The organism is Pseudomonas sp. S2_H10, assembly GCF_054668285.1.
Genome location: NZ_CP162754.1, coordinates 1,738,516 through 1,763,488 on the forward strand (window position 1 = coordinate 1,738,516; position 24,973 = coordinate 1,763,488).

The window sequence follows — 24,973 nt, forward strand, 5'->3', positions numbered from 1 at the left end:
CCTGGCTCCCGGAGTTTCGCGACAATGGCTGATCACCTCGAACGCCAAAGCCCCATCGACGCCCACGGCATCATCGGCGACATGCGTAGCGCGGCGCTGGTCAACGACAAGGGCAGCGTGGATTTTTTCTGCTGGCCGGAATTCGATAGCCCGTCGATCTTCTGCGCGCTGCTCGATACCCCCGAAGCGGGGATTTTCCAGTTGTCGCCGGACTTGCCCGACGCCCGCCGCGAACAGATCTACCTGCCCGACACCAACGTGCTGCTGACCCGCTGGCTGAGTGATCGCGCCGTGGTCGAAGTCACCGATCTGCTGCCGGTCGGCGACACCGAGGATGATTTGCCGCTGCTGATTCGGCGGATCCGGGTGGTCAGCGGGCGCGCCACTTTGCGCATGCGCTGCGCCGTGCGCCATGACTATGCGCGCGCCGACACTCGCGCATGCATGGACAAGCAGGATGTGGTTTTTGAGGCCGCCGACCAGCCGACGCTGCGGCTCTCTTCGGATCAGGCATTGCGCATCGACGCCAACGTGGCGGTCGCCGAGTTCACCCTCGAACAAGACCAGACCGCCGAGTTTTTGCTCGGCGGCCTCGACGATCCGCGCTTCAAGGAAGGCGCAGCCGAACTGTGCCTGCAACGCACACTGAAGTTCTGGCGCGACTGGATCGGCCAGTCCAGCTACCGCGGCCGCTGGCGCGAGATGGTCAACCGCTCGGCCCTGGCCATGAAGCTGCTGACTTCGCGCAAACACGGCGCGATTCTCGCCGCCGCCACCTTCGGCCTGCCTGAAAGCCCCGGCGGCGAACGCAACTGGGACTACCGCTTCACCTGGATCCGCGACGCCTCGTTCACGGTCTATGCGTTCATGCGCCTGGGTTTCGTCGAAGAGGCCAACGCCTATATGCGCTGGTTGCGCGGACGGGTCAGCGACTGCCAGGGCCACTCGATGAAACTCAACATCCTGTATGCCATCGACGGTCGCCAGGAGTTGCCGGAGATCGAGCTTACGCACCTGGCCGGCCACGGTGGCGCGCAACCGGTGCGCATTGGCAATCAGGCTTATGAGCAGGTCCAGCTGGATATCTTCGGCGAACTGATGGACGCGATCTATCTGGTCAACAAGTACGGCGAAGCCATCTCCCACGAGGGCTGGAAACACACGGTGGAAGTGATCGATCAGGTGTGCGCAACCTGGGAGCAGAAGGATGTCGGCATCTGGGAAATGCGCGGCGAGCAATACCATTTCCTACACTCGCGGCTGATGTGCTGGGTCGCCCTGGACCGCGCCATCCGCCTCGCCTCGAAGCGCTCGCTGCCCGCCCCGTTCGCCCGCTGGGACCAGACACGCCAGGCGATCCATGCCGACATCTGGGAGAACTTCTGGGATGAAGAGCGCGGGCATTTCGTCCAGCACATCGGCGGCACCGGCCTGGACGGCTCGATGCTGCTGATGCCGTTGGTGCGCTTCGTCAGCGCCCGCGACCCGCGCTGGCTGGCGACCCTGCAAGCCATCGAAAAAAGCCTGGTGCGCGACGGCATGATCTACCGCTACCGCAACGACGACAGCCGGATAGACGGCCTGCCCGGCAGCGAAGGCGCCTTCGCCGCGTGCTCGTTCTGGTACGTCGAATGCCTGGCCCGCGCCGGCCAGCTCGACAAGGCCCACCTGGAATTCGAACAGTTGCTCAGGTACGCCAACCCGCTGGGGCTGTACGCCGAAGAGTTCGACAGCCATGGGCGGCACATGGGCAACACGCCCCAGGCGCTGACGCATCTGGCGCTGATCAGTGCGGCGTGTTTTCTGGATCGCAGGTTGAGTGGGGAGAAGGTTGTCTGGCAGCCGTAAACACCAACTTCCAACACTACCCTCGCCTACACACCTTAAACAAAATCGCTTGCCGGTCGGCGAAATACCTTGTTGCCTGCCGACACATCCCCCCCTAACATCGACGCTCAACGGGTACAGCGGAGCTGTCTTGCGCGGGGAAGACCTGGACGTGGACCTGGCGCAGGAACGTGCGCTGACGTGCTCACGGACAGGCATGGTGGTGACGTTTACGCCGGATCGGGCGAAGTATTTTAATCAGGTGACGGAAGCGGAAGCCTGATAGTGCCGACGACGCAGCCCGAAAACCCCATCGTCTCGGTACTGCTCCATGCGCGATCCGTGGGGCAACTGCATCGGACTCAGGCAAAGAGCTTGATCAATGCGCCAGGCTTGCAAGAGCGTCCAGACAACTTGGGGATGTGATGATTGATCAACCGCTAAAGACCGTCCGCACGACACAACTCGACATTGCCTACGAAGAACACGGCCCCGCCACCGGCGACCCGGTTATTCTGCTCCATGGTTTTCCCTATTCGCCACGCGCTTACGACGAAATCGCCCCCGCTCTCGCTGCTACCGGTTACCGCGTGATCGTCCCGTATCTGCGGGGTTACGGTCCGACGCGCTTCATCAGCACCGATACACTGCGCTCCGGCCAGCAGGCCGCCCTTGCCCAGGATTTGCTTGACCTGATGGATGCCCTTGCCATCAAACAAGCGTCCCTGTGCGGCTACGATTGGGGTGGGCGAGCGGCGTGCATCGTCGCGGCACTGTGGCCGGAACGGGTGCGCTGCCTGGTGACGGGCGACGGCTATAACCTTCAGGACATCCCCCATTCGATACAGCCATTGGCCCCGCAGACCGAGCATCGCTATTGGTATCAGTACTATTTCCACACGCCGCGTGGCGTCGCGGGCCTGACTGAAAATCGCCGGGGCTTGTGCGAATTGCTCTGGAAGCTCTGGTCACCGACCTGGGCCGAAAACGCTGCACGCTATCCGTTGAGCGCCCCGGCCTTCGATAACCCGGATTTCGTCGACGTGGTGATTCACTCCTACCGCCACCGCTTCATGTATGCCCCTGGCGACCCGGCGCTGGAATGGATGGAGCAGGCCCTGAGCAAACAACCGAACATCAGCGTACCGACGATTTCCCTGTGCGGTGCCGATGACGGTGTCGGGCCTGCACAAGACGTCGACGAAGATATCGAGCACTTCACCGGCAGCTATGAACGTCGGATTTTGCCAGGCGTTGGCCACAACATTCCCGAAGAAGCGCCAGAAGCAACACTCAAGGCGTTACTGGATCTACTGCGGCACTGACCGAAAACCGCTCCCGATAAGCCTGCGGCGTCACGCCCATGGCCCGCAGGAAGCTGCGGCGCAGGGTTTCTTCGCTGCCGAAGCCGCATTGCACCGCCACCCGCTTGATCGGCACGCCGGTATCGCTGAGCAGGCGCCGTGCGGTTTCGACGCGGATCAGTTCGATGGCCCGGGCCGGGGTCTGGCCGGTGTCGATGCGGTAGTGGCGCACGAAGCTGCGCTCGCTCATGCCGGCCTGCAAGGCCAGGGTCGGGATGCCCAGGTCCTGGGTGAGGTTTTCGCTGATCCAGGCGTGAAGTTCGTCGAAACGGCTGCCTTCCTGTTGCAGTGACAGGGTCACGCTGAATTGCGCCTGACCGCCCGGGCGTTTGAGAAACACCACCAGTTGCCGGGCGACGTCCAGGGCCATGTTGCGCCCCAGGTCTTGTTCGACCATGGCCAGCGCCAGGTCGATGCCGGCCGTCACGCCGGCCGAGGTCCAGACCGGGCCGTCATTGATGAAGATCGGGTTGGGCTCGACCTGCAATTGCGGGTGCTGCTGCGCCAGTTGCTCGCAACGGGTCCAGTGCGTGACCACGCGCCGGCCATCGAGCCAGCCGCTGGCCGCCAGCAGGAACGCACCGGTGCACACCGAGGAAACACGCCGGCAGCCACGGGCATGTTCGCGCACCCAGGCAACCAACGGCGCATCTTGCGCCGCAGCGTAGACACCCCAGCCACCGGCGATGATCAGGGTATCGGTGCCGTCATCCGGTAACGGTTCGGCCAACAGCGCCAACCCCGCCGAGGACATCACCGCCCCGCCGCCGCTGGCGATCACCTTCGGATCATAGGGTGGCGGCAGGCCCTGTTGGCGGGCAATGTCGTTGGCCGAGGCGAACACCTGCAGCGGCCCGGTGACGTCGAGCAGTTGCACGTTGGCGAAAGCGAGCACATGGATGGTTTTCGACATTTGGCGTAATTCGTGGGCAGATTGGCGTATACGCCAAAGACTACGAGCCTAGAGTCAAACCGTCCACCTACCTCGTGAGAAAAACACCATGACGTTGCAGATCGGCTTTCTGTTGTTCCCACAAGTCCAGCAACTGGACCTGACCGGCCCGTATGACGTGCTGGCCTCGCTGCCGGATGTGAAGGTGCATCTGATCTGGAAGGACCTGATGCCGGTCACCGCCAGCACCGGCCTGCTGTTGAAACCGACCATCTCTTTCGACGATTGCCCGGCGCTGGACGTGATCTGTGTGCCCGGTGGCGGCGGCGTCGGGCCGTTGATGGAAGATGAGCAGACCCTGGAATTCCTCAAGGCCCAGGCCGCCAGCGCCCGTTACATCACGTCGGTGTGCACCGGCGCGCTGGTGTTGGGCGCGGCGGGATTGCTCAAGGGCAAACGCGCCACCACTCACTGGGCGTATCACGAATTGCTCAAGCCGCTGGGGGCAATCGCGGTGAAGGACCGGGTGGTTCGTGACGGCAACCTGCTGACCGGCGGCGGCATCACCGCCGGTATCGACTTCGCCCTGACCCTGGCCGCCGAACTGTTCGACCAGGCCACCGCCGAGCTGGTACAGCTGCAACTGGAATATGCCCCGGCTCCGCCCTTTAGCGCCGGTAGCCCCGAGACAGCTCCGGCGAGCGTGCTGGAAGAAGCTCGCCAGCGGGCTGCCAGCTCGTTGAAGCTGCGGGCGGAAATCACCGAACGGGCAGCGGCGAAACTCGATCGGCAGTAAAAGGAAATGGCGGCCGGAACCCGGTTCCTGTCGCCACGACTTTCCATGCGCCCACAAAAAAACCCGCCGAAGCGGGTTTTTCCAAGACCATGACGACTCCTTGTCGCAGCGTTCCTTGCCTATGGTCGATCATCCATGATCCTGAGCACATCCTGTGCTTCAGTGGATGGGGTCAGAATACGCATAGGATCCAATTTGTAACAGGCGATATCGCTACCAGCGCGTGTAAGACATTCGCTATAGAGCACCTTCCGAAAACCCTTAGGCGCCTCAGGCTTCAAGTCTGGAGGCGGCGAGTTTCGCGACTTCCAGCTGGCCTTGTGCCGCCAGGCTGTTGCCGTCTTCGACAAACCAGGCCGCCGACAGCCCGGCAAACGCCAGCACCCATTGCAGCAACCGCCGCGGATCAAAGTCAGCGGCCTGCGCCACGACGGCGAGTTGCCGATCAAAACGCCCGGGATCGGTGGCCGTAGGCAGGTCAGGATTGCAGATCAGGTTGGCGTAATCGAAGCCGCGCTCGCCGCTCACCCGCTTGGGGTCGATGGCCAGCCAGCCGCGTGCGCCGAAATCGAGGACATTGTCGTGATGCATATCGCCGTGCAGCACCACCACTTCCTGCGGGTCGGCAAGCAAGGCCTCGGCGCTCGCCAGACTGAGGGAAAACGCGCCGCCCTGCTGGGCTGCCGCCAGCCGCAGCGAAGCAAACCAGTGCGGCAGAGACACCAGTGGCGGTGGCGCAGAAAGACGTGGCGCATGCAGCCGGGCCAGTGCCGCACAGAGGATGCGGCTGGCGTCATCGTCCTGCCCCCCGAGGGCCATGCGCATCAGCGATTGCCGACCCACGGCGCGTTCCATCAGCAGCCCGTCGCCGTGATGGGCGAAGACCCGAGCGGCGCCATCGCCCTCCCACCAGGTCATCAGCAGGTTGCCGAATTTCTCCTCGGCATCGACGGCGATTTTCAACATGGCCGGCACATCACCCAGACGTACCGGTAACAAACGGCTGCCAGGCGTGATGATCGGCTCGCCGTCCGGCACCAGCGCCCAGCGTTTGACCCATGAATCGAACAGGTCGATTTCAGCCACTCTGTTGCTCATGGGCTTTGGCATTGTCGATCAAGAACTGCTCGATATTGTTCATTTGCTCTTCCCAGCCGCGACTGTCCATGCGGAACGCCTTTTCGCGACGAGCCTGGGGAACGTGATCGAAACCGGACTCGGAAACCTTGAGCAACGTGCCGTCGTCCATGTCTTCGAGTTCGAATTTCACCAGTGTGGTGGGTTCCTGGGAATAATCGACTTCCGGGTTCACGGCATAAGGGTGCCAGCGAAACGAAAACAGGCGCTCCGGCTCAACCCGCTCTACCAGTACGTTCCAGCGCAAATGTTCATAACCGGGATAGGTAATCTGCCCCTGGGTCCACTCGCCTGCCACAAAACGCTTGCCCTCCAGCGCCACGCCAAACCACTGTCCGAACACTTCGGCATTGGCCAGCACGCGCCAGACCTGTGAGCGCTTGGCCTTGAGCAGGACTTTCCTTTCGATGCGATCAGATGCTGGGTTCATAAGTCACCTCCTGTACTTGAACAGTAGGTCAGTAAGACCACAAGACCAACCCTAAAGTTGTACCAATCGGGATGTTCAATCAACCGTGCCTGCGATATTCGGTTGCATTTGCCGGGATAAGTTCTGGGGCGAGCACGAAGTCAGAGGGTCGAAACTGCTAACGTTCGCCCTCGGAACAGCATCGAAAAGGATAGCGACATGAAAAAACTGCGCGGCAGTTGCCTGTGCAAGGCCATCGAATACGAACTCGACAACCTCGATATGCCCATCAGCCACTGCCATTGCCAAACCTGTCGCAAGGCACACGCGGCGGCTTTTGCATCGACCGCCGGGGTGATGCGCGAGCATTTTCGCTGGATCAAGGGGCAGGATCGGCTGACGAGCTACGAATCGTCGCCGGGCAAGCTTCGGTATTTCTGTTCGGCCTGCGGTTCACATCTGATGGCCGAGCGGCCGGCTCAGCCTCACGTGATTGTTCGTGTGGCGACACTGGACGCTGATCCGCAGATGACGCCCCAGGCGCATATCTGGACGTCGCATGATGTGCCCTGGCTTGACTACCAATCGGTGGAAAAACATTCGCAATGGCAAGCGTGACGGGCTGAATCCGTCACAACGCTACACTGCATCTCAACATTCGGTCACAGCGAGCACTCCGGCATGAACCCACGTTTACTTTTGGCATTGACGCCACTGCTGTTCAGCCCCATGGCTTTCGCCGTGGACTGCGACAACGCCAGCGACCAGGCGACGATGAACCAGTGCGCGGCGCAGCAGCATGCGGCCGCCGACAAGGAATTGAATGCGCTTTACCAGCAGATCACCGCGCGATTGAAGGGTAATCCCGACAGCAAGAAACTGCTGCTGGGGGCACAGCGTGCGTGGATTGCATTCCGCGATGGCGAATGCAGGTTTTCGGCGTCCGGGGTCGAGGGCGGCAGCGTTTATCCGCTGATCTACAGCAATTGCGTGACCGAGTTGACCAAGGCGAGGGTGGAGACGTTCAAGAACTATCTGAAGTGCCAGGAGGGGGATATGAGTTGCCCGGTGCCGGGGGGGTGATTCTTTAGCGTCTGCCAGGGCCCTATCGCGAGCAAGCTCGCTCCCACATTGATTTGTGTGATGCCAGAGATTGCGGCTTCACCACAAAACCTGTGGGAGCGGGCTTGCCCGCGATGGCGTCAGCCCAGGCGCCGCAATTTACCGGACAAATATCTGCGCCGTGGTAATCGCCATATCCCCGCCCGGCAACTTGATGCTGCCCGTCTGCTTCAGGCTGTCGGCATCGAAGATCGCCACGTCGTTGAACGTCCCGGCCAGGTAGATCTTGCTGCCGTCCTTGTTGAAGGAAATGCAGTAGTACGAGTGTTCGAGCGTGGCGGACTGGAGCATCTTCTTCTGTTTGATGTCGTACTTGGCCAGGCGGTTGAGCACGCCAAACATCAGGTTCGGGTCCTTGGGCGAGCGCATGCCGCTAAAGTAGATTTCCGTCAGAGGGCCGAAATCGGTGGTTTCGGTCTTGCCGGTCTTCAGGTCGACACTGAACAGGCCGTACAGGTATTCGGCGGTGGCCGGGTCCTGTTTCTTGTCCTTGAACTTCGCCGCGGTGTAGAGCAGCGAGAAGTCATGCCGATACGTCTGCTGGTTCCACACGTAGAGCACGTCCGGCGCGCTGTAGTTCGGGCGTTTCCAGTGACGGCTGGGGATCAGCACGTCGAACTTGCCGGTTTGCACATTGACCTTGTAGACGTCCGCCCCCGCCACATACAAGGTGCCGTCGTCGCCACTCTGCATGATGGTCAACTGGCGCGGTGCCGGGAAACTGCGTACCGGCTTGGCGTCCATGCCGGCGTCGGTCTTGTACACGTCGAGCCGTGGCTGCTGCACCTCGTAGCGGTCGTTCATCATCAACGTCGGGTTGGCGATGGTGAACAGTTCCCTGCCGTCGTGGCTGAGGGTGAAGGCGAACATCGACTTCGCCTTCTCCCCCGGCTTCTGGGTGATGCTGGCGTGGAACACCTGCTTGCAGTTGTCCAGTTCGACGCCGTAGACATCGGCATAGTGGTTGTTCAACACGTAGGCGGTCTTGCGGTCCGGCGACAGTTGCACGGTGCCGGGGCCGAAGGCGTCGGGCATCTTGCAGGTCTTGAACAGGGTGTCGGTGGCCAGGTCGATCACGTGCAGGTTGTTCGGGTAATTGGTGGTCACCATGTACTCGTGACCGACTTGCAGTGCGCTGTTTTCATCGGCCAGAACACTGACCGAACAACTGCTCAGGACGGCGAAAGCGGCCAGGCCGCAGGCTTTGATGCTGTGCATGCTGGAATCCTTCTTATTATCTGATCACTTGTCTTTGGGGAAGACAGTGCCGAGGTTGCGCCAGTTGTCGTTGGACGCCTGGGCATCCTTGTTCCAGTCCGGGTAGGTGCTCATCATGTCGGGCACCTGGGCCGGCCACCAGCACGGGTCGGAGCAACCGTAGAGATCGGCCTCCATCGGCTGGCACAGCGACGACACGCCACCAAACGCATCGATTTCCCAGCCCGGGTCGGTGGTCGAGGCACAGCCCGCCACGGAACTCATGGCCACCACTTCTTCAATGCGGTTCTCGTCCGCGGCCTGATCCAGCTTCAACGCTTTGTTATTGATTGCCTTGAGATGTTTCATATCAGTGAGCCTTGCGCGGAGTGATGTAACTGCTGATGAACGCAGGGTTATTGGCCATGATCCGGGTGTAGACCTCGATGCCGAAGTCGACCCAGTCACGCATCAGTTCGCAGTAGTGATAGGTCGGGTGGGTCGGGTCGCCGTAGCGGGCGTAGCTCTCGTGGTAGCAGCCGCCGGAGCACAGGTTGCGGATCTGACAGTCTTCGCAGCCGGTGTTGGTGCGGTCCAGGCGCTGCGAAAGGAAGTCGTTCAACTCCACCTGTTTCACGCCGCTGTGGACGTTGCCGAAGGTCGGCAGGCTCGAACCGGTAAAGCGATGGCACAGGTTCAGCTCGCCCTTGTGATCCACGGCCAGCATCTTCAAGCCCGCGCCGCACGGCAGGGCTTTTTTATGGCCTTCATGGATGTCGGTGATCAACTGGTGCAGGTTGGAGAAGCCGATGTTGCGATGCTCCAGCGCCGCCTCCAGGTAACGCCGACCGAGGCGTTTCATGCTGGCGAAGACTTCGATCAGCTCATCGCTGGTGAGATTGAAGCTGCTGATGTCGCCGGAGGTCACCGGGGCAAAGCCGACTTCGGCAAAACCCAGTTCGTTGAACAGGTGATCCCAGATGGTTTCGACGTCGGTGACGCCAGTGGTCAGGGTCACCCGCGCGCCCACCGGACGGCTGTTGTAGCGCGACAGCAGCATCTCGGCCTTGCGCCGCACCACGTCGTAGGTGCCCTGCCCGCCCACGGTGATGCGGTTGCGGTCGTGCACGGTCTTCGGCCCGTCGATGCTCACCGACAAACCAAAGCGGTGGGCATTGAGGTAGTCCACGGTGTCTTCGGTGAGCAGCGTGGCGTTGGTGGTCATCACGAATTCGACGAACTTGCCCGCCTCGCGGAAACGCTTCTCACAGTAGTCGACCATGTACTCGATCAGCTTGCGGTTGCTCAGCGGTTCGCCGCCGAAGAACACCACGGTGAAGCGCTCTTCGTCCGGGGATTCGCGCAGCAGCATTTCCACCGAGGCAATCGCCGTTTCCACGTCCATCTTCTTGCCGGCCGACGGCTTGTCGAGGTCTTCCTTGTAGCAATAGGTGCAACTCAGGTTGCAGCCTGTGTTGACGTTCAAGACCACGGTGTTGATCGCGGTGCGCTCGACGCGTTTGGTGGCGATGTCCGGGGTCAGCGGCGAGCCGTCGCTGACCAGTTCCAGGGCCATCAGTTCACGCAGGGTCTCGGTGACTTCCTCGCCGTTGAAACGCGCGGCCAGGCGCTGGATCAGGTCGTCCGAGGAGCAGCCGGGGCCGCGCAGGGTATCGATGATGGTGCCCGTCAGTTCATCGCTGGCGAACAGCGAACTGCTGGGGATGTGAAACAGCATGCGGTCGGCATCGACCTGCACTTCGTGCAGATTGCGTTCGACCAGATTCAAGATAGCGCCCATAACCAACCTCCTGTGCAAGCCCCGGTCTGCGAGGCCTGCGATCATTCCGAAAAAAGTGTCTGAAGCCTGTGCTGTCAGCCATCTCAAGGAATGGGTGGATTGTTCCAGCGTTGCACGGTCACGATCATGTGGCCTTCGCCGGTCAGGGATTTGCCTGCGTCGTCGACGGCGGCGATCACCTTGAGGTTGCCGGCATTGTTGGTGGACATCTTGCGTGCCGGGTTTGGCCCGGCATCGCCCGGGGTGAACACGCCGGTTTCGGCCTGCATGGTGCCGGCGAACTTGACGTCTTCGTCCTCCCTGGCGCGGTCGTCGAAGGCCTCGACCTTCCAATGCGCCGGGAACACGCCGATGCGATACGGCTTGCCATCGGCGCCCTTGCCCCAGGCTTCCGCGTCGAAACGGCCCTGGACCTTCGGCGTCGAGCCGCCGCCCTCGCCGATCCGCGCCACCGAGAACTCCGGCACGACCTTGACCTCGGCAATCTTGTTGTAGACCGACAGGCTCGGGCCTTTCAGCATGCCGACAGTGACTGCCCGCAGGCCCGGTTGGGCGTTGGCGGCAGCCTTGAGTCTGACCTTGATCTGCTCCGGGCTCTGCGAGACGACTTCGAGCACTTCCACGCCTTTGCCGAAGTTCGGCTTGCCGGTCAGGCCGCTGCCGATCAGGGTCACTTCGGTTTCGCTGCCGGCCTTCACGTAACCCGGCTGCACCGCCAGCAATCGCTGGGAGCCCTGTTTGGCCGCGACGAAATCCAGGCCGCGCTCGTCGTGCTCGGCCTCGAACATGCGGCCCTGCATGGCATTGCCCTGGGCGGCGAACACCTGGCGCATGGTCACGCCATCGATGGTCACGTTGCCGCGCCATTCGTAGCCGGTGTAGAGAATCGCGCTGCCGTCGCCATCGAACGGGCTGCCGTCGGCGTACTGGCCTTTGACGCTGACCTTGAAGGTGTCGCTGCCATCGGCGGTCACGCTCATCACGCCGGCCAGTTCACCCTTGCCCGGCAAGTGGCCGCTGAAGCTCCAGTCGCCCACCAGCGCATCGGCCTTGGGCGCCGCGCTCTGCCATTTTTTCCAGGCCGGGTTGTCCAGCGCATAACGCTTGGCCAGCAGCGGCACCATTTCTTTACGGGCGAGATCGAACCAGTCGCGGTCGCGGGACAGCGCCTGATACTCCAGGGACGGCCATTGACCGAGGTGGAAGTTCACCAGGCGTTCCCACTCCTGTGCCGGACGCCGTTGCAGCGCGACCCGCGCACCGGAGTGGCAGCGGCCGCACATCTGGCGGGTTGGGTCGTCGAAATGCTCGACGGTATTGAGCCGGCGCTCCAGCGCATAGCGCACGCCGTCGGTTTCGCTCGGCGCCAGGCCCTGGGTGTCGGCCAGGTACTTGACCAGCGTGCGACGGTCGTCATCGCTGATCTGCAAACCGTGCATAGTCTGCATGCGGGCGATGCTCATCAGCCAGCCTTCCGGCGTCTTGCGCTGGTGGCTGATGCGGCTCAGGGCGTTATCGGCTTCGGGGGTGTGACAGCCCTGACAGGTTTCCTTGAGGATGGTCTGGGCATCGCGGGCTGCCAGGCTGTGAGGCGAATGCAGCGCTACGCAAGCGGCTACGGCCAGCAGGCTGGCGCTCATGCCTGATCGGAGTTTTCTCTTCATCAACGTCGAACCTCGCACGGTGCGTTCTTATTGTTGTGGCTTATCGTTTTTATGGTTTCTGCCGCCGGCGTTGATCCGCTGACGGAGGCAAGAGAAACGTCTGCGATGAGCAATACACGGAGCGTGCCAGCTTACGAATACCTCAATGAATCAATGGCTTGCCAGAATCGGCGGGAGTTTTGCCAGTCATGCCATCGCGGCAACACGTTCAATTTCGCGACAACTGTTGCAACCTGAGACAAGCATAGTTCTGCTCTCTGTGGGAGCGAGCCTGCTCGCGATGGACGCCAACGATAATGCGGGGGTGTCTGAATGCCTTGGTTGTCTGGAGGTTTTTCGCGAGCAGGCTCGCTCCTACAAGGGTGTACTGATGTCTCACGTCGTCGCAATTTGCGACGCTTGCCCACGCCGAGGGCCATTCGAAAAACAACCCGCAAGCCCGCTCGTTCGGGCTCGAAACAAAAAAAATCAACAACTGGCACAGCCATTGCGAATGACCTCGCCACACGAACAAGACGAGGTTTCATCATGTCGCTCCCAAACCTGCTTCCCGCCACTTCGGCATTCATCCAGCGCGCCCCGCGCATGCTGATCGGTGGTGACTGGGTCGAGGCCGCCGACGGCCAGACCATGCCCCTGCACAACCCGGCCACCGGTGAGGTGTTGTGCGTGGTGCCACGGGCAACGCCGGAGGATGTCGATCGCGCGGTGCTCGCCGCCCGCCAGGCGTTCGACGATTCGGCCTGGACCCGCACCCGTCCCCGGGAGCGGCAGAACCTGCTGTGGAAACTCGCCGACCTGATGCAGCGCGACGCCGAGCTGCTGGCGCAGCTGGAATGCCTGAACAACGGTAAAAGCGCGGCGGTGGCCCAGGTGATGGACGTGCAACTGGCCATCGACTTCCTGCGCTACATGGCCGGTTGGGCGACCAAGATCGAAGGCTCCACGGTTGACGTGTCGGCACCGCTGATGCCCAACGACCAGTTCCACAGTTTCATCCGTCGTGAAGCGGTGGGCGTGGTCGGTGCCATCGTCGCCTGGAACTTCCCGCTGTTGCTGGCCTGCTGGAAACTCGGTCCGGCCCTGGCCACCGGTTGCACCGTGGTGCTCAAGCCCGCCGACGAAACCCCGCTGACCGCCCTGAAACTCGCCGAGCTGGTGCTGGAAGCCGGGTATCCGGAAGGTGTGTTCAACGTGGTCACCGGCACCGGCATCACCGCGGGCTCGGCCCTGACCCACAACCCGCTGGTGGACAAGCTGACCTTCACCGGCTCCACGGCGGTGGGTAAGCAGATCGGCAAGATCGCCATGGACTCCATGACCCGGGTCACCCTGGAGCTGGGTGGCAAATCACCGACCATCGTCATGGCCGACGCCGACCTGAAAACCGCCGCGGCCGGGGCTGCCAGCGCGATTTTCTTCAATCAGGGCCAGGTCTGCTGCGCAGGTTCCAGGTTGTATGTGCAGCGCAAGCATTTCGACAATGTGGTGGCGGACATCAGCGACATCGCCAACGCGATGAAACTCGGCAACGGCCTGGACCCGAGCGTCGACATGGGCCCGCTGATCTCGGCGCGCCAGCAGGAGCGCGTCTACGGCTACATCGAAAAGGGTCGGGAAAGCGGCGCGACCATCGCCTGCGGTGGCGAGCAGTTCGGTCCGGGGTTCTTCGTCAAGCCGACGGTGATCGTCGACGTCGATCAGAAGCACTCGCTGGTGCAGGAGGAAATCTTCGGGCCGGTGCTGGTGGCGATTCCATTCGATGATGAGGCCGATGCGCTGCGCATGGCGAACGACAGTCCGTATGGATTGGGCGCGAGCATCTGGTCGAATGACCTGGCGGCGGTGCACCGGATGATTCCGCGAATCAAGTCAGGGTCGGTGTGGGTCAACTGCCACAGCGCCCTGGACCCGGCGCTGCCGTTCGGCGGCTACAAGATGTCCGGGGTCGGGCGGGAGATGGGGTATGCGGCGATCGAGCATTACACCGAGTTGAAGTCGGTGTTGATCAAGTTGTGATTTGTAGCGTCCTTCAGGTCGCCATCGCGGGCTTGCCCGCGAAGGCGCCGGCCCGAAGCCCGTGACGAAGCTTCAGGGCCGGCCGTTCGACGCAGCAGTACGAAACGCCGCTGAGCAGCAACGACAGGGCCAGCACTGTTGCAACAATGGCCCCATCGTAGGCAACCGACCAGATAGCGTGCAGGAAGTACATCACCACATAGTGATTCAGGAATACGCCGTAGCTGATATTGCCGAGGAACTCGTCAATCCGGTGAAACCTGAGCTTTGTCAGCAGGTACACGGCGGGTACGCCCAGCGCTATGCCGAGGGTCACTTCGGCATTGAACGGCCGGCGCTCTATCCATCCCGCCATGATGGCCGCAAACATCAGGGCCGCCGACAAGGCGGTGCCGGCAGCGATCGCCAGACCCTTCGGCCGCGCTTTGTACAGGTAGCTGCCGCACAGGAACATGAACAGCACGCCCGGCAATAGCCGGTAGCCGTAAAGGTCGGCGTTGATGAAACCCAGGCACGCGGCCATGAAGACGACGACGGACAGAGCAAACGCAACGCCCCGCGCCCTGTAGATGATCAGGAAAGGGATCAACAGGTAGAAGCACATCTCAAGCCCCAGGGACCAGGCCGGCGGCAAGATCCACGAACCCGCCGCTCCGAACATGTAGAAGCCGAGGGGCACGATGGTCAGGCTTGCGGCGATGTTGCGCAGCGTCAGCTCGGCGGCTTGAGGCGTACCGGGCAGCAGGAAATAGATCACCGCACAGGAAACTGCGAAGTAGAACAGGAATTGAGGGTAAAGCCGCAGGGCGCGGTCCAGGTAGAACAGGCCGACTTTCTCCGGCGTCTTGTAGTTGCGCTCGATCAGCGAGGTCATCACGAAACCGCTGATGATCAGGAAGGAAATCACGGCAATCACGCCGGGGTTTAGCCCCATGAACGTCTTGCCCATATGAGAAACGGCCACCAGAACGGCCAACAGCAGACGATAAGCTCCCACTTACACCCCAAAATTCCTTGTCGTTATGGCGCGTAAATTACGATGCTTTACGCTGGGAGAACAGGCTTTTCGCCGGATCCGGACGTTCTTCATTCAGGGTTTGAAACCCTGACCCAGCAACCAGCTGCGAACCATCCGCCCCTGCTCAACCGTCAAACCGGCCAACGCCTGCTCCGCCGGTTCGCTACGCAAGCGTCGCAACAACGGCGCCAGCTCAACCCCCTGCACATGCCAGATGCCCAACGGCTGATCCGACGTAATCACCACCTCGGCCTCATCGACAAAACCGTCACGCAGCACCGGCGCCCGTTCGATTTTCAGGGCTGCAAAATCCGCCTCGGCATGGGCCACCTCGGCATCCGGCCAGTTCCGTCGTGCCTGCCAGAACGGCTGATCCAGCCAGCGCTGCTCATCGGCATAAAAATCCCGGCCGATCCGCGCAAAACGCAAAAACAACTGCTCAACCCGTTGCTGGTGGAAACGCTGGGCCAGAGCCGCGCGTTCGGGCTTGCACAACAGCGTGTTGATCACCGCCGGCGCCTGCAACGCCGACGACAACGACTGAAAGATGCCATTGCCCGACAGCGGGTCGACGGCCATTGCCGCATCACCAACCCGGATCCAGTTGTCGCCACACACCTGCGGGCTCAGAATCGCCGTGCTGCTGCGAGCGTGCAGTTGTAGATCCGCTTCCTCTTCACCAGCAAAGAATGCCTCGGCAAGACGAGATCCCTGGCGCCGCTGCCGGCAGTAATCGAGCAATTGCGCCTTGCCCGGCAAGCCGGCACTGGCCACGTCCACCGTCCATTGCCAGTAGCACTGGCCGTCGGCGCGCCGCGCCATCCATGCCCAGCCGTCCTCGAGGCTTTCCACGGCACTGGCGGTATCGCCCGGCGAGCCCTGCCAGCGATTGAGCAGGCTGACCGTCTCGGGGCCGCGCAAACCCTTGCCGATAGCGGGGGCCTGCCTGCCACGGGCCTCGACGAGAAATTCAGCGAGCAACGGTTCGCGTCCGTCGATTTCGATGCGATGACCAGTGGCCGATGAGTGAACCGTGAGCACCCGGCCTTCGATCAGTTCAACCCCCGCCAGGCGCAAATCCTCGCGCAGGCCGCGGTCAAACACCGGTCGGTCGAGCAAGTATTCAATGTTCTGCGCATGCTGCTGGCCATTCCATGAAACCTGGCGCTGGGAGGGTAACGTCGCATCCGCCAGTGCGTGCTGCAGGCCGGCGCTGCGCAAGGCCTCCAGTACCCGCACCGAGACGCCTTCGAGCGCTGCAAACCGGCGCCATTCGCTGATCAGCGTGACGCCGTGGCCCAGCCGCCGCAACCCCAACGCGACCGCGGCACCGGCCGGTCCGGCACCCAGAATGACGATGTCGGTCATGGCCCGAAACGCCGTTCCGGGCCACGGTAACGCGCATGTTCGCGCAACCACTCGATGACTTGCGCATTGCTGGCGTCAGGCTGTTCGGCGAGGAACCCGGCGATGTGCCCGCTCAAGGCGGCACAACCGAGGCTCGCCCCGGATTGCCCCGGGTAGGTGCCATGCACACACGCAGCGAAATCCGCCTGGGCGCTGTTGAGCCACGACCATTCCTGCTCGGCGCAGCGCGCATCGCCGGTCACCCGCAACACCTGCGGATAGTTCGCCGGAAACACCCCTTCGCCCTGGGCCGGGCTCGACGCGCACAGCAGCACGCCCCGCGCCACCGCCGCTGCACAGGCCGCGCGCAACAGGCTGCGATCCTGGCGCAGGCCAAGGCTCAAATTGATCAGTCGCACGTCCTGCGCCACCAGCCAGTCAATCGCCGTGGCGATCTGCAAGGCGCTGGTGACGCCGCGCTGGTCGAACACCTGGGCGACGCAAAACAGCGCCGAGGGTGCGCGCCGGCCGATCGCCTCGATCACCGCGCTGCCATGCCCCAGCGGATCGTCGCGCAACTCGCCCTCAGCCAGGCCGTCTTCAAGCAATGAAAAGCGCCGACCGGCAATCACCTGCACCCGCTGTGCCGCCGAATGGCCGCTGTCCACCACACCAATGCGCAGCTCAGGCTTCATGCGGCACCGCTTTCGAGGTCAGTACGCCGTCGAGCAATTCAAAACGCAGATCGGCATCGGCCAGGGTTGAAGGACGATGGCTGATCAGGATGCGTGTGCGTCCGGCAAACAGGCGGTCGATGGCGTCGATGACTTCGCGCTCGGTGGCCTCATCCACCGCGGAAGTGGCTTCATCGAGCACCAGGATCAGAGGGTCCTGCAGCAGCGCCCGGGCAATCGCGATGCGCTGCTTTTGCCCGCCGGACAACTGCTGGCCGCGCTCACCCAGCGGACTGTCGAGACCTTCGGGCAAGGATTCGATCAGGCTGTCGAGTTGCGCCAGCCGCGCCACTTCGGCAATCGCCTCGCGGCTGGCGTCCGGCACGGCATAGGCCAGGTTGTCGGCGAGGCTGCCGCGAAACAGCACGATGTCCTGGCTGACGATGGCAATGCGTCGACGCAGCTGGAACAGATCCAGTTCGCGCAGATCGACGTCGCCCAGCAGGACCCGGCCCGATTGTGGATCGTGATGCCGTTGCAGCAGATCGATCAGGGTCGATTTACCCTCGCCCGAGCCGCCGCTGAGGGCCACTTTCAGACCGTAGGGAATCCGCGCTTCGATGCCGCGCAGGGTCGATTGGCGGCCGGGATGGGCAAAATGCACGTTGTCGAACCACAGATCGCCGCCAGTGGGCATCGCCCGTGGCGTGGCGGGTGTCAACACGGTCGGATGTTCGCCACGCAACTCCATGACCCGGCCGAGGCTGACGGTCATCCGCTGGATCGCAACGTAGAGCCCGAGCAAGCTCTGCACCGGCCCCACGGCCATACCCAGATAAGTGGAAAACGCAATCAGGGCGCCCAGCTGCCAGGTGCCCTGCACCACCCAGTAACCGCCGATCAAGAATGCGCAGGCCCGGGACAGCGAGGTCAGGGTACCGGGCACGGCCTGGGTGAAAAACTCGGTGACCTGCAGGCGCAGCAACTGGCTCATGTAGCCCTGCCCCAGCGTCTCGAGGCGCCGCGCTTCGCGCTGTTGCTGGCCGGCGGACTGGATGAACTTCATCACCGGCAGCGTCTCGACCATGAATGACGACATGTCCGCCGAACGCTCGCGCAACTGCCGCACATCGCGCTCGACCTTGCGCCGCATCCAGCGCAGCCAGAGGACATCGAGGGGAATCAGCACCAGGGCCAACAGCGATAACTTCCAGGACAAGGTCAGCAGCATCGCCACGGCCACCACCAGGCCGATCACACTCGACACCGCCGAGAACAGCGAGTCCACGGCAAAGCGCTGGATTTCCGCGACGTCGCCATCGAGGCGCGACATCAGGTCGCCGATGCGCCGCTGGCCGTAGAAGCCCGGCGACAGGGTTTGCAAATGCCGGTACAGGTCATCACGCAGGGCAAACAGCATGCGCCCGGAGAGGCGCGTGTGCAGGTAGCGGTTGATGCCTGAAAGCGCCGTGCCCAGCAGCCCGGCGACGATCATCAGGCCGGCGATCAACACCAGCATCGGGAAGTCGCGCGCCAGCAGGCCGTCGTCGATCAACAGTTTGGTCAGCCACGGCTGCACCAACACCAGCGCCGAAGCGCAGACCGACAGGCCCAGCAGCCCGGCAATCGCCAGGCGATGGGGGCGCACAAAGCTGTACAGCCAGCGCAGCGACGCTTGCAGGGCCTCGGGGTTCTGGCTGTCGATCAGCCGAACGATCAGGCGCTGCATCACGAACGCAACTGTTTGAGCTTGCGATACAGGGTCGCGCGGCTGATGCCCAGGGCGTCGGCGGCGGCCGAAACGTTGCCCTGGTGCGTGTCCAGGGACTGACGGATCAACTCCAGTTCGTTTTCCCGGATGCTGCCGGACTGAGGCCGTTCGCTGGCGGTCAATTCGTCGAGCATGCTGTCGGGCAAGTGGTCGAGGGTCAGCACGGTGTCACCCGGTTCGCGCATGGCCAGCGCGGTGCGCAGGACCATCTCCAGTTGGCGGATGTTGCCGGGCCAGTGATAACCGCCGAGCAAGCGATTCAGATCGTCGTGCAGGACCACGGTGGGTGCGCCCAGTGTCGTCAGCATGCGAGTGACCAGTGCGCTGAAATCCTCGCGTTCGCGCAGGGCCGGGAGCATCACGCTGATGCCGTTGACCCGGTAGAAGAGGTCTTCGCGAAAGTGTTTTTCTTCCACCAGACGCTTGAGGTCGCGGTGGGTGGCGCAGATCAGCGCGACGTCGATGTCCTGCTCTTCGCCGGCGCCCAGCGGCGCGACCTTGCGATCCTGCAGTACGCGCAACAGCCGGGCCTGCAAGGCCAGGGGCATGTCGCCGATTTCATCGAGGAACAAGGTGCCGCCATGGGCCTGCTGCAGGCGCCCGACCATGCCGCCACGGCGTGAACCGGTGAATGCGCCTTCGCGATAGCCGAACAGTTCGGACTCGATCAGGCCTTCGGGAATGGCCGCACAGTTCACCGCCACGAAGGGTTTGTCGCAGCGCGCTCCGGCCATGTGCAGGGCACGGGCGATGACCTCTTTACCGGTGCCGGTTTCACCCAGCAACAAGACCGGCAATTCATTGGCCAGGCCTTGACGGGCCATGCGCAAGGCACGGGCGTAGCGGGTATTGCTGCCGGCGAGCGCTTCCAGATCCGGTTGCGCCTTGGCCGGTTTCGCGGTTGTGCGTGGTGGGCTGCTGACGTTGATCGAGCGCTGCGGCGCGCGCAGGGTCTTGTAGAAGAATTCGCCTTTGGCGGTTTGCAGGCTGCCGACACCGCCCTGATGCAGACGCGCCAGCAACTGCAGGCCATCGACGCCGAGAAACTCCTCGCAGCGCCGCCCGACCAGGGCCGAGCGTTCGGCGTGAAGCAACTGACAGGCCTGGGCGCTGACCGCGAGGATCTGTCCGCCAAGGCTCACGGCCAGCAGGCCTTGCCACGGGGACTCCAGGTATTGCCTGCGGCTGTGGAACGCGAGGACGATTTCGTCCGGGTAGCTTGAGTTAAAGACGCGGCTTTCGATCTGGCTGACCGCCATCGCCAGCAACGCAGTGCTGTCGTGGGCGCGGCCGAGGGGGCCTTCGCGGGTCAGGTCGAGGACGCCGAGGATGTCGCCCTGGGGGCAATGGATCGGCACCGAGGTGCAGGAGAAATCACTGAGGCGGTCCAGGTAATGTTCGCCGCAATCGATCAGGGTCGGCCGGGCTTCCACCAGCGCGGTGCCGAGGGCGTTGGTGCCGCGAACCGCTTCGCTCCAGCAGGCGCCGAGGGTGATGTCCTGCAGGCCGCTGCCCTTGAGGCGGTCGGCGCGGCCTTCGACGGCGAGGATGGTGGCGTCGGAGTTGGCGAGGATGATCAGCCCTTCCTTGCCCTGACGCTCGGCCAGGTAATCGATGGCCGGCAACGCGGCGTCGATCAGCAGGCGATTGCTGGACAGCAACAGGTCGAGGCTGGCGCTCGATTCCAGCGCCAGCTCGTGCTTGGCGTTGAAATGCACGCCATGGCTGAGGCTGCGGCGCCACGAGGCATCGATTTCCGCACGCAGGACGCCATCCGGCACTTCGCCTTCCAGGTGCAGCTTTTCCCGGGCCAGCCGGGCTTCGCGATGCAGTTTGGGGGAGTTGGTTTTTATTAGCGTCATCAAGCGCTCCGGGTCGTCCGCCCTGCGCCTTCATACGTCGGCGCCCTGCCGCAATCTTTACGTTAACGTAAGGGCTATGGCAAGTGCCGTAGGGCACTTACAGACCGCGTTATCGTTCATCGCTGGCAAGCCAGCTCCCACAGTGTCCGAGCAGAACCGCAGATATGTGGACGACGCGAAACCTGTGGGAGCTGGCTTGCCAGCGATGGCGGTATCCCGGACAGCAATTAACTCAGAGCTGCCACACCTCGGCATTCACAAAAAATGCCTTGGCATTATCCTCCAGACTCTCCAGGTGATACCCGCCCTCCTGCACGATCAGGCACGGCAACCCCAGGCTGCGAATCCGCTCACCGAGCAAGCCGAACCCTTCGCGCGTCACTGCCACTTTGCTTTGCGGGTCCAGTTCGAAAATATCGAAGCCCAGGGACAGCACCAGCACCTCGGCACCGAAGTCCGTTACTGCCTTCAACGCTACATCCAGTTGCCCGAGGAAATCCGCCTCGCTGGCACCATGGGCCATCGGCAAGTTCAGGTTGAAACCCTCACCCGCCCCGGCACCGCGCTCTTCGGCGAAGCCTGCGACCCCCGGATAGAAGTTGGTCGGATCGCCGTGCACGGAAACGTAGAGCACGTCATCACGATCGTAGAAAATCTCCTGGATCCCTTGCCCGTGATGCATGTCGGTATCGAGCACCGCCACCCGCGCAAAACCGCCGCGCAATACCTGGGCCGCCACCGCCGCGTTGTTCACATAACAGAAACCACCCGCCGCTTCGGCCCGGGCGTGGTGGCCGGGCGGACGGCACAGGGCATAGGCTGCGGGCTCGCCATCGAGCAACGCCCGGGCACCGGCGATGGCGCTTTGCGCCGACCAGTAGGCCGAACGCCAGGTCTGCTCGCCCACCGGGCAACTGCCATCGGCCAGATAGCGCGCCGCCTGGGCGAGAATCCCGCGAAGGGCATTGGGTTCACGCACGAAGATGTTCGACATGACCTCGTCGCCCCAGTCTTCGGGGATCTCTTTCCAGCGCTGATGGGCTTCCTGCAGGAACGCCAGGTACGGCGCGCCGTGCACCGCCAGCAGCGGATCGAGCCCGGCATCGGCCGGCTGCTCGACCTTGAAACCCAATGCGTGAGACGCCTGCACCAGACGCTGCGCACGCTCCGGCACTTCCTGCGGCGTGCGCATCTGGCCACGGGAGTAGTAGCTGCGTGGGTGGTGGAGCAATTGTTCGGGGTGGAAAAAACTGCGCATGGAGAGAATACCTGTCTGTGTGGGAGCGAGCCTGCTCGCGATGAGGGCAGCACATTCAATATTGATGGCGACTGATCCACCGCAATCGCGAGCAGGCTCGCTCCCACATGGGAATTGTGTTTATTCAACGATTAATGCGCGGGCCAGCACCGCGTTAAGCAGCACATCCGTACCCTGCCGCACATCTTCAGGCAGCACGTCTTCAGCTTCGTTGTGGCTCAGGCCACCCACGCAAGGGATAAACACCATTGCCGTCGGGCAGAACCGTGCCAGGTGGATCGCGTCATGCCCGGCACCGCTGACGATCGACTGCTGAGCGTAGCCCAGCCCGTCCACGGCCTGTTGCACCGCTGCCACGCAGTCAGCGTCGAAGGGTGTCGCCGGGCTGATCCAGTGCGGGGTGATCGCCAGTTTCAAACCGCGAGCGTCGGCGATCGCCTGAAGCCGCGCACGGACCTGTTGCTCCATCGCCTCGATGGTTTCATCACGGTGATGACGCAGGTCGACGGTAAAATTCACCAGCCCCGGAATGGTATTGCGCGACGATTTGTTGATGCTCAATTCACCGACCGTGGTCAGGCCTTCGGGGGCGAAGTCCGCCGCCAGGTCTTCGATGGCCTCGATCATCTGCGCCACGCCGTACAAGGCATCCTTGCGCAGCGGCATCGGCGTCGTACCAGCGTGGGCCGCCATGCCTTCGACCCGCACGTCGAGCCAGCGAATCGCCTGGCCGCCGCTGACCACGCCGATGCTCTTGGCGTTGTCTTCGAGGATCGGCCCTTGCTCGATGTGCGCTTCAAAGTAGGCATCCACCGCGCCACCCAGCGGACGCTCGCCGGCATAACCGCTGCGTTGCAGCGCCTCGGCGACGCTGATGCCGTCGATGTCGCGCACCGCCAGCGCGGCGTCCAGCGCCATGATGCCGGTGAACACCGCCGAACCGAACATGGCCGGGGTGAAGCGTGCGCCTTCTTCGTTGGTCCACACCGCCACTTCCAGCGGCTTGCGGGTCTGGATCCCCAGATCGTTGAGGCAGCGCACCACTTCCAGGCCGGCGAGCACGCCGTACACGCCATCGAACCGTCCGCCTTCGGGCTGGGTGTCGAGGTGGCTGCCCATCATCACCGGCGCAGCGTCCGGATCGGTGCCGGCGCGGCGGGCGAACAGGTTACCGATGGCATCGACGCTCAGGGTCATGCCGGCTTCGCGGCACCAGTGGGCAAACAGCTCGCGACCGGCCTTGTCCTCATCGCTCAGGGCCAGGCGGCAACTGCCGCCTCGGGCGGTGGCGCCGATTTCGGCCATTGCCATCAGACTCGCCCAGAGGCGTTCGCCATTAATCTTCAACATGAGTTTCTCCTGCAAATTAGAAACGACGATCTTTGTAGGAGCCGGCTTGCTGGCGATAGCGGTTTGTCAGGCGACATCGATGACAATTGTTCCGCCGCAATCGCCAGCAAGCCGGCTCCTACAGGGTCAATGGGTGGCTAGCTCAACGCGTTCAGCGCTGGCATGGCGACGGGCAAGGGACAATACGCAGACCAGCGAAGTCGCGGCGATCAGGCTGTAGAACACCGCCATCGGCCACCATTGGCCGGCAAACCTGTGCGCCAGCATCGTGCCAATCAACGGCGTCAGGCCACCGGCCACGGCGCCGCAAATCTGATACGCCAGGGAAATCGCGGTGTAGCGAACGCGGGTCTCGAACATGCCGCTGACGTAGCCGGCGATCACCGCGTAGAACGACGCCATGCACACCACCGCCAGGGCAATGCCGAGGATGATCAGCGGTGCCTGGGCCGAGCTGACCAGCACGAACATCGGGTATGGCGAGGCCATGGCCAGCAGCGACACAAGGCACAGGAAGCGGGTTGCACCGATCTTTTCGGCAACCCAGGCCGCCAGCGGCTGAATGCAGAACTGGATGATCGCGACGAAGAACAGGCACTCCAGGATCAGCGAGCGTGGCAGCGCAAGTTGCTGGGTGGTGTAGGCGATCATGAAGGTGTTGGTGAAATACACCCCGGCAATCCCCAGCGTGTTGGCGCCGATGCACAACAGCAGCGGACGCCACGCGGTGCGCAGCACTTCCATGACCGGCGCCTGCTCCTTGCGTTTGTTTTTGCTGGCCAGTTCGCGGCTGGCAAGAAACTCCGGCGACTCATTGACCCCCAGGCGAATCGCCAGGCCCACCAGCAGCAACAGCGAACTGGCGAGGAACGGCAGGCGCCAGCCCCAGCTCATCAGGTCTTCTTCCGGCAGGCGGGTGACGGCGCTGAAGGCCAGCAGCGAGAGGATCAAACCCGCCGGGCTGCCCAATTGCGCAAACGAGGCGAAGAAGTTGCGTCGGCCTTTCGGCGCATGCTCGCCGGCCATCAACACCGCCCCGCCCCACTCGCCACCCACGGCGATGCCCTGGACGATGCGCAACAGAATCAGCAACACCGGCGCTGCGGCCCCGATCTGTGCGTAGGTCGGCAGCAAGCCGATGCACACCGTGACCACGCCCATCATCAACAAGGTGATGATCAGCGACTTCTTGCGGCCGATGCGGTCGCCGATATGACCGAAGACGATTCCGCCCAACGGCCGCGCAAAGAAACCCACGGCGAAGGTGCCGAACGCGGCCATGGTGCTGAACAGTTTGTCGTCGGAGGGGAAGAACAGCGCGCCGAACACCAGCGCGGCAGCGGTGGCGTAAATGTAAAAGTCGTACCATTCGATCATGGTGCCGATGAAGGCAGCGGCTGCCGCACGGCGCGGCTGGGACGAAGCGGGAGGCTTCATGGGTCGGGACTCCTTTGGTTATTTTTCT

General features: G+C 62.9%; 21 protein-coding genes. 6 read left to right on the forward strand and 15 right to left on the reverse strand.

Features of this window, described 5'->3' with window-relative positions:
* Positions 1-24 precede the first annotated feature (24 nt).
* Together AB4O16_RS07590 and AB4O16_RS07595 are read left to right on the forward strand one after the other, a co-directional pair.
* Positions 25-1,848: a glycoside hydrolase family 15 protein gene (locus tag AB4O16_RS07590; RefSeq protein ID WP_160388303.1), complete on the forward strand. Its 1,824-nt coding sequence runs from the start codon at positions 25-27 to the stop codon at positions 1,846-1,848.
* A gap of 404 nt (positions 1,849-2,252) precedes the next feature.
* Entirely contained in the window at positions 2,253-3,152 is a 900-nt protein-coding gene (locus AB4O16_RS07595; protein WP_460157435.1) for an alpha/beta fold hydrolase, read from the forward strand.
* Here AB4O16_RS07595 and AB4O16_RS07600 read toward each other — a convergent pair.
* The gene (locus AB4O16_RS07600; RefSeq protein WP_460157436.1) at positions 3,121-4,104 is read right to left on the reverse strand and encodes a GlxA family transcriptional regulator; all 984 of its coding nucleotides are present in this window, start codon (positions 4,102-4,104) and stop codon (positions 3,121-3,123) included. The two genes, AB4O16_RS07595 and AB4O16_RS07600, sit on opposite strands and share 32 nt — an antisense overlap.
* Positions 4,105-4,192: 88 nt before the next feature.
* On the opposite strand from AB4O16_RS07600, the gene inhA reads away from it, so the two are divergent.
* Positions 4,193-4,879, forward strand: coding sequence for an isonitrile hydratase (gene inhA / locus AB4O16_RS07605; RefSeq protein WP_160388306.1), 687 nt, complete (start codon positions 4,193-4,195; stop codon positions 4,877-4,879).
* Between the two features lie 270 nt (positions 4,880-5,149).
* Here inhA and AB4O16_RS07610 read toward each other — a convergent pair whose 3' ends face one another.
* Together AB4O16_RS07610 and AB4O16_RS07615 are read right to left on the reverse strand one after the other, a co-directional pair.
* Entirely contained in the window at positions 5,150-5,965 is an 816-nt protein-coding gene (locus AB4O16_RS07610) for an aminoglycoside phosphotransferase family protein (RefSeq protein ID WP_460157437.1), read from the reverse strand.
* On the reverse strand, positions 5,958-6,446 hold the full coding sequence (locus tag AB4O16_RS07615; RefSeq protein WP_160388307.1) for an SRPBCC family protein: 489 nt from the start codon (positions 6,444-6,446) through the stop codon (positions 5,958-5,960). Before AB4O16_RS07615 ends, AB4O16_RS07610 begins: the two co-directional genes overlap by 8 nt.
* A gap of 198 nt (positions 6,447-6,644) precedes the next feature.
* On the opposite strand from AB4O16_RS07615, the gene AB4O16_RS07620 reads away from it, so the two are divergent.
* Positions 6,645-7,043: a GFA family protein gene (locus AB4O16_RS07620; protein ID WP_160388308.1), complete on the forward strand. Its 399-nt coding sequence runs from the start codon at positions 6,645-6,647 to the stop codon at positions 7,041-7,043.
* A 63-nt stretch (positions 7,044-7,106) separates the two neighbouring features.
* Positions 7,107-7,508, forward strand: a complete 402-nt coding sequence (locus tag AB4O16_RS07625) for a lysozyme inhibitor LprI family protein (RefSeq protein ID WP_160388309.1) — start codon at positions 7,107-7,109, stop codon at positions 7,506-7,508.
* Positions 7,509-7,646: 138 nt separating this feature from the next.
* Here AB4O16_RS07625 and peaD read toward each other — a convergent pair whose 3' ends face one another.
* The 4 genes from peaD to peaA all read right to left on the reverse strand — a co-directional run bounded on the left by peaD (position 7,647) and on the right by peaA (position 12,209).
* The gene (peaD, locus tag AB4O16_RS07630; protein ID WP_460157438.1) at positions 7,647-8,765 is read right to left on the reverse strand and encodes a quinohemoprotein amine dehydrogenase subunit beta; all 1,119 of its coding nucleotides are present in this window, start codon (positions 8,763-8,765) and stop codon (positions 7,647-7,649) included.
* A gap of 24 nt (positions 8,766-8,789) precedes the next feature.
* The gene (gene qhpC, locus AB4O16_RS07635) at positions 8,790-9,113 is read right to left on the reverse strand and encodes a quinohemoprotein amine dehydrogenase subunit gamma (protein WP_008016081.1); all 324 of its coding nucleotides are present in this window, start codon (positions 9,111-9,113) and stop codon (positions 8,790-8,792) included.
* 1 nt (position 9,114) lies between these two features.
* Positions 9,115-10,545 carry a quinohemoprotein amine dehydrogenase maturation protein gene (gene peaB / locus AB4O16_RS07640; protein ID WP_460157439.1) on the reverse strand — a complete coding sequence of 477 codons (1,431 nt, stop codon included), beginning with the start codon at positions 10,543-10,545 and terminating at the stop codon, positions 9,115-9,117.
* Positions 10,546-10,628: 83 nt separating this feature from the next.
* Entirely contained in the window at positions 10,629-12,209 is a 1,581-nt protein-coding gene (peaA, locus tag AB4O16_RS07645; protein ID WP_460157440.1) for a quinohemoprotein amine dehydrogenase subunit alpha, read from the reverse strand.
* Between the two features lie 528 nt (positions 12,210-12,737).
* Here peaA and AB4O16_RS07650 point away from each other — a divergent pair.
* The gene (locus AB4O16_RS07650; protein WP_057713922.1) at positions 12,738-14,228 is read left to right on the forward strand and encodes an aldehyde dehydrogenase family protein; all 1,491 of its coding nucleotides are present in this window, start codon (positions 12,738-12,740) and stop codon (positions 14,226-14,228) included.
* 13 nt (positions 14,229-14,241) lie between these two features.
* Here AB4O16_RS07650 and AB4O16_RS07655 read toward each other — a convergent pair whose 3' ends face one another.
* From AB4O16_RS07655 to AB4O16_RS07690, 8 genes are all read right to left on the reverse strand, one after another.
* The gene (locus AB4O16_RS07655; protein ID WP_460157441.1) at positions 14,242-15,225 is read right to left on the reverse strand and encodes an acyltransferase family protein; all 984 of its coding nucleotides are present in this window, start codon (positions 15,223-15,225) and stop codon (positions 14,242-14,244) included.
* A gap of 93 nt (positions 15,226-15,318) precedes the next feature.
* Positions 15,319-16,614 carry a flavin-dependent monooxygenase QhpG gene (gene qhpG / locus AB4O16_RS07660; protein WP_460157442.1) on the reverse strand — a complete coding sequence of 432 codons (1,296 nt, stop codon included), beginning with the start codon at positions 16,612-16,614 and terminating at the stop codon, positions 15,319-15,321.
* Entirely contained in the window at positions 16,611-17,288 is a 678-nt protein-coding gene (gene qhpE, locus AB4O16_RS07665; protein WP_460157443.1) for a subtilisin-like serine protease QhpE, read from the reverse strand. The genes qhpG and qhpE overlap by 4 nt, the downstream gene beginning before the upstream one ends.
* The gene (locus AB4O16_RS07670) at positions 17,278-18,996 is read right to left on the reverse strand and encodes an ABC transporter ATP-binding protein (protein WP_460157444.1); all 1,719 of its coding nucleotides are present in this window, start codon (positions 18,994-18,996) and stop codon (positions 17,278-17,280) included. The genes qhpE and AB4O16_RS07670 overlap by 11 nt, the downstream gene beginning before the upstream one ends.
* Positions 18,996-20,900, reverse strand: coding sequence for a sigma-54-dependent Fis family transcriptional regulator (locus AB4O16_RS07675; protein ID WP_460157445.1), 1,905 nt, complete (start codon positions 20,898-20,900; stop codon positions 18,996-18,998). The genes AB4O16_RS07670 and AB4O16_RS07675 overlap by 1 nt, the downstream gene beginning before the upstream one ends.
* 232 nt (positions 20,901-21,132) lie before the next feature.
* Positions 21,133-22,158, reverse strand: coding sequence for a histone deacetylase family protein (locus AB4O16_RS07680; protein WP_460157446.1), 1,026 nt, complete (start codon positions 22,156-22,158; stop codon positions 21,133-21,135).
* Positions 22,159-22,278: 120 nt separating this feature from the next.
* The gene (locus AB4O16_RS07685; protein WP_460157447.1) at positions 22,279-23,508 is read right to left on the reverse strand and encodes a Zn-dependent hydrolase; all 1,230 of its coding nucleotides are present in this window, start codon (positions 23,506-23,508) and stop codon (positions 22,279-22,281) included.
* 126 nt (positions 23,509-23,634) lie between these two features.
* The gene (locus AB4O16_RS07690; RefSeq protein WP_460157448.1) at positions 23,635-24,945 is read right to left on the reverse strand and encodes an MFS transporter; all 1,311 of its coding nucleotides are present in this window, start codon (positions 24,943-24,945) and stop codon (positions 23,635-23,637) included.
* Positions 24,946-24,973 lie beyond the last annotated feature (28 nt).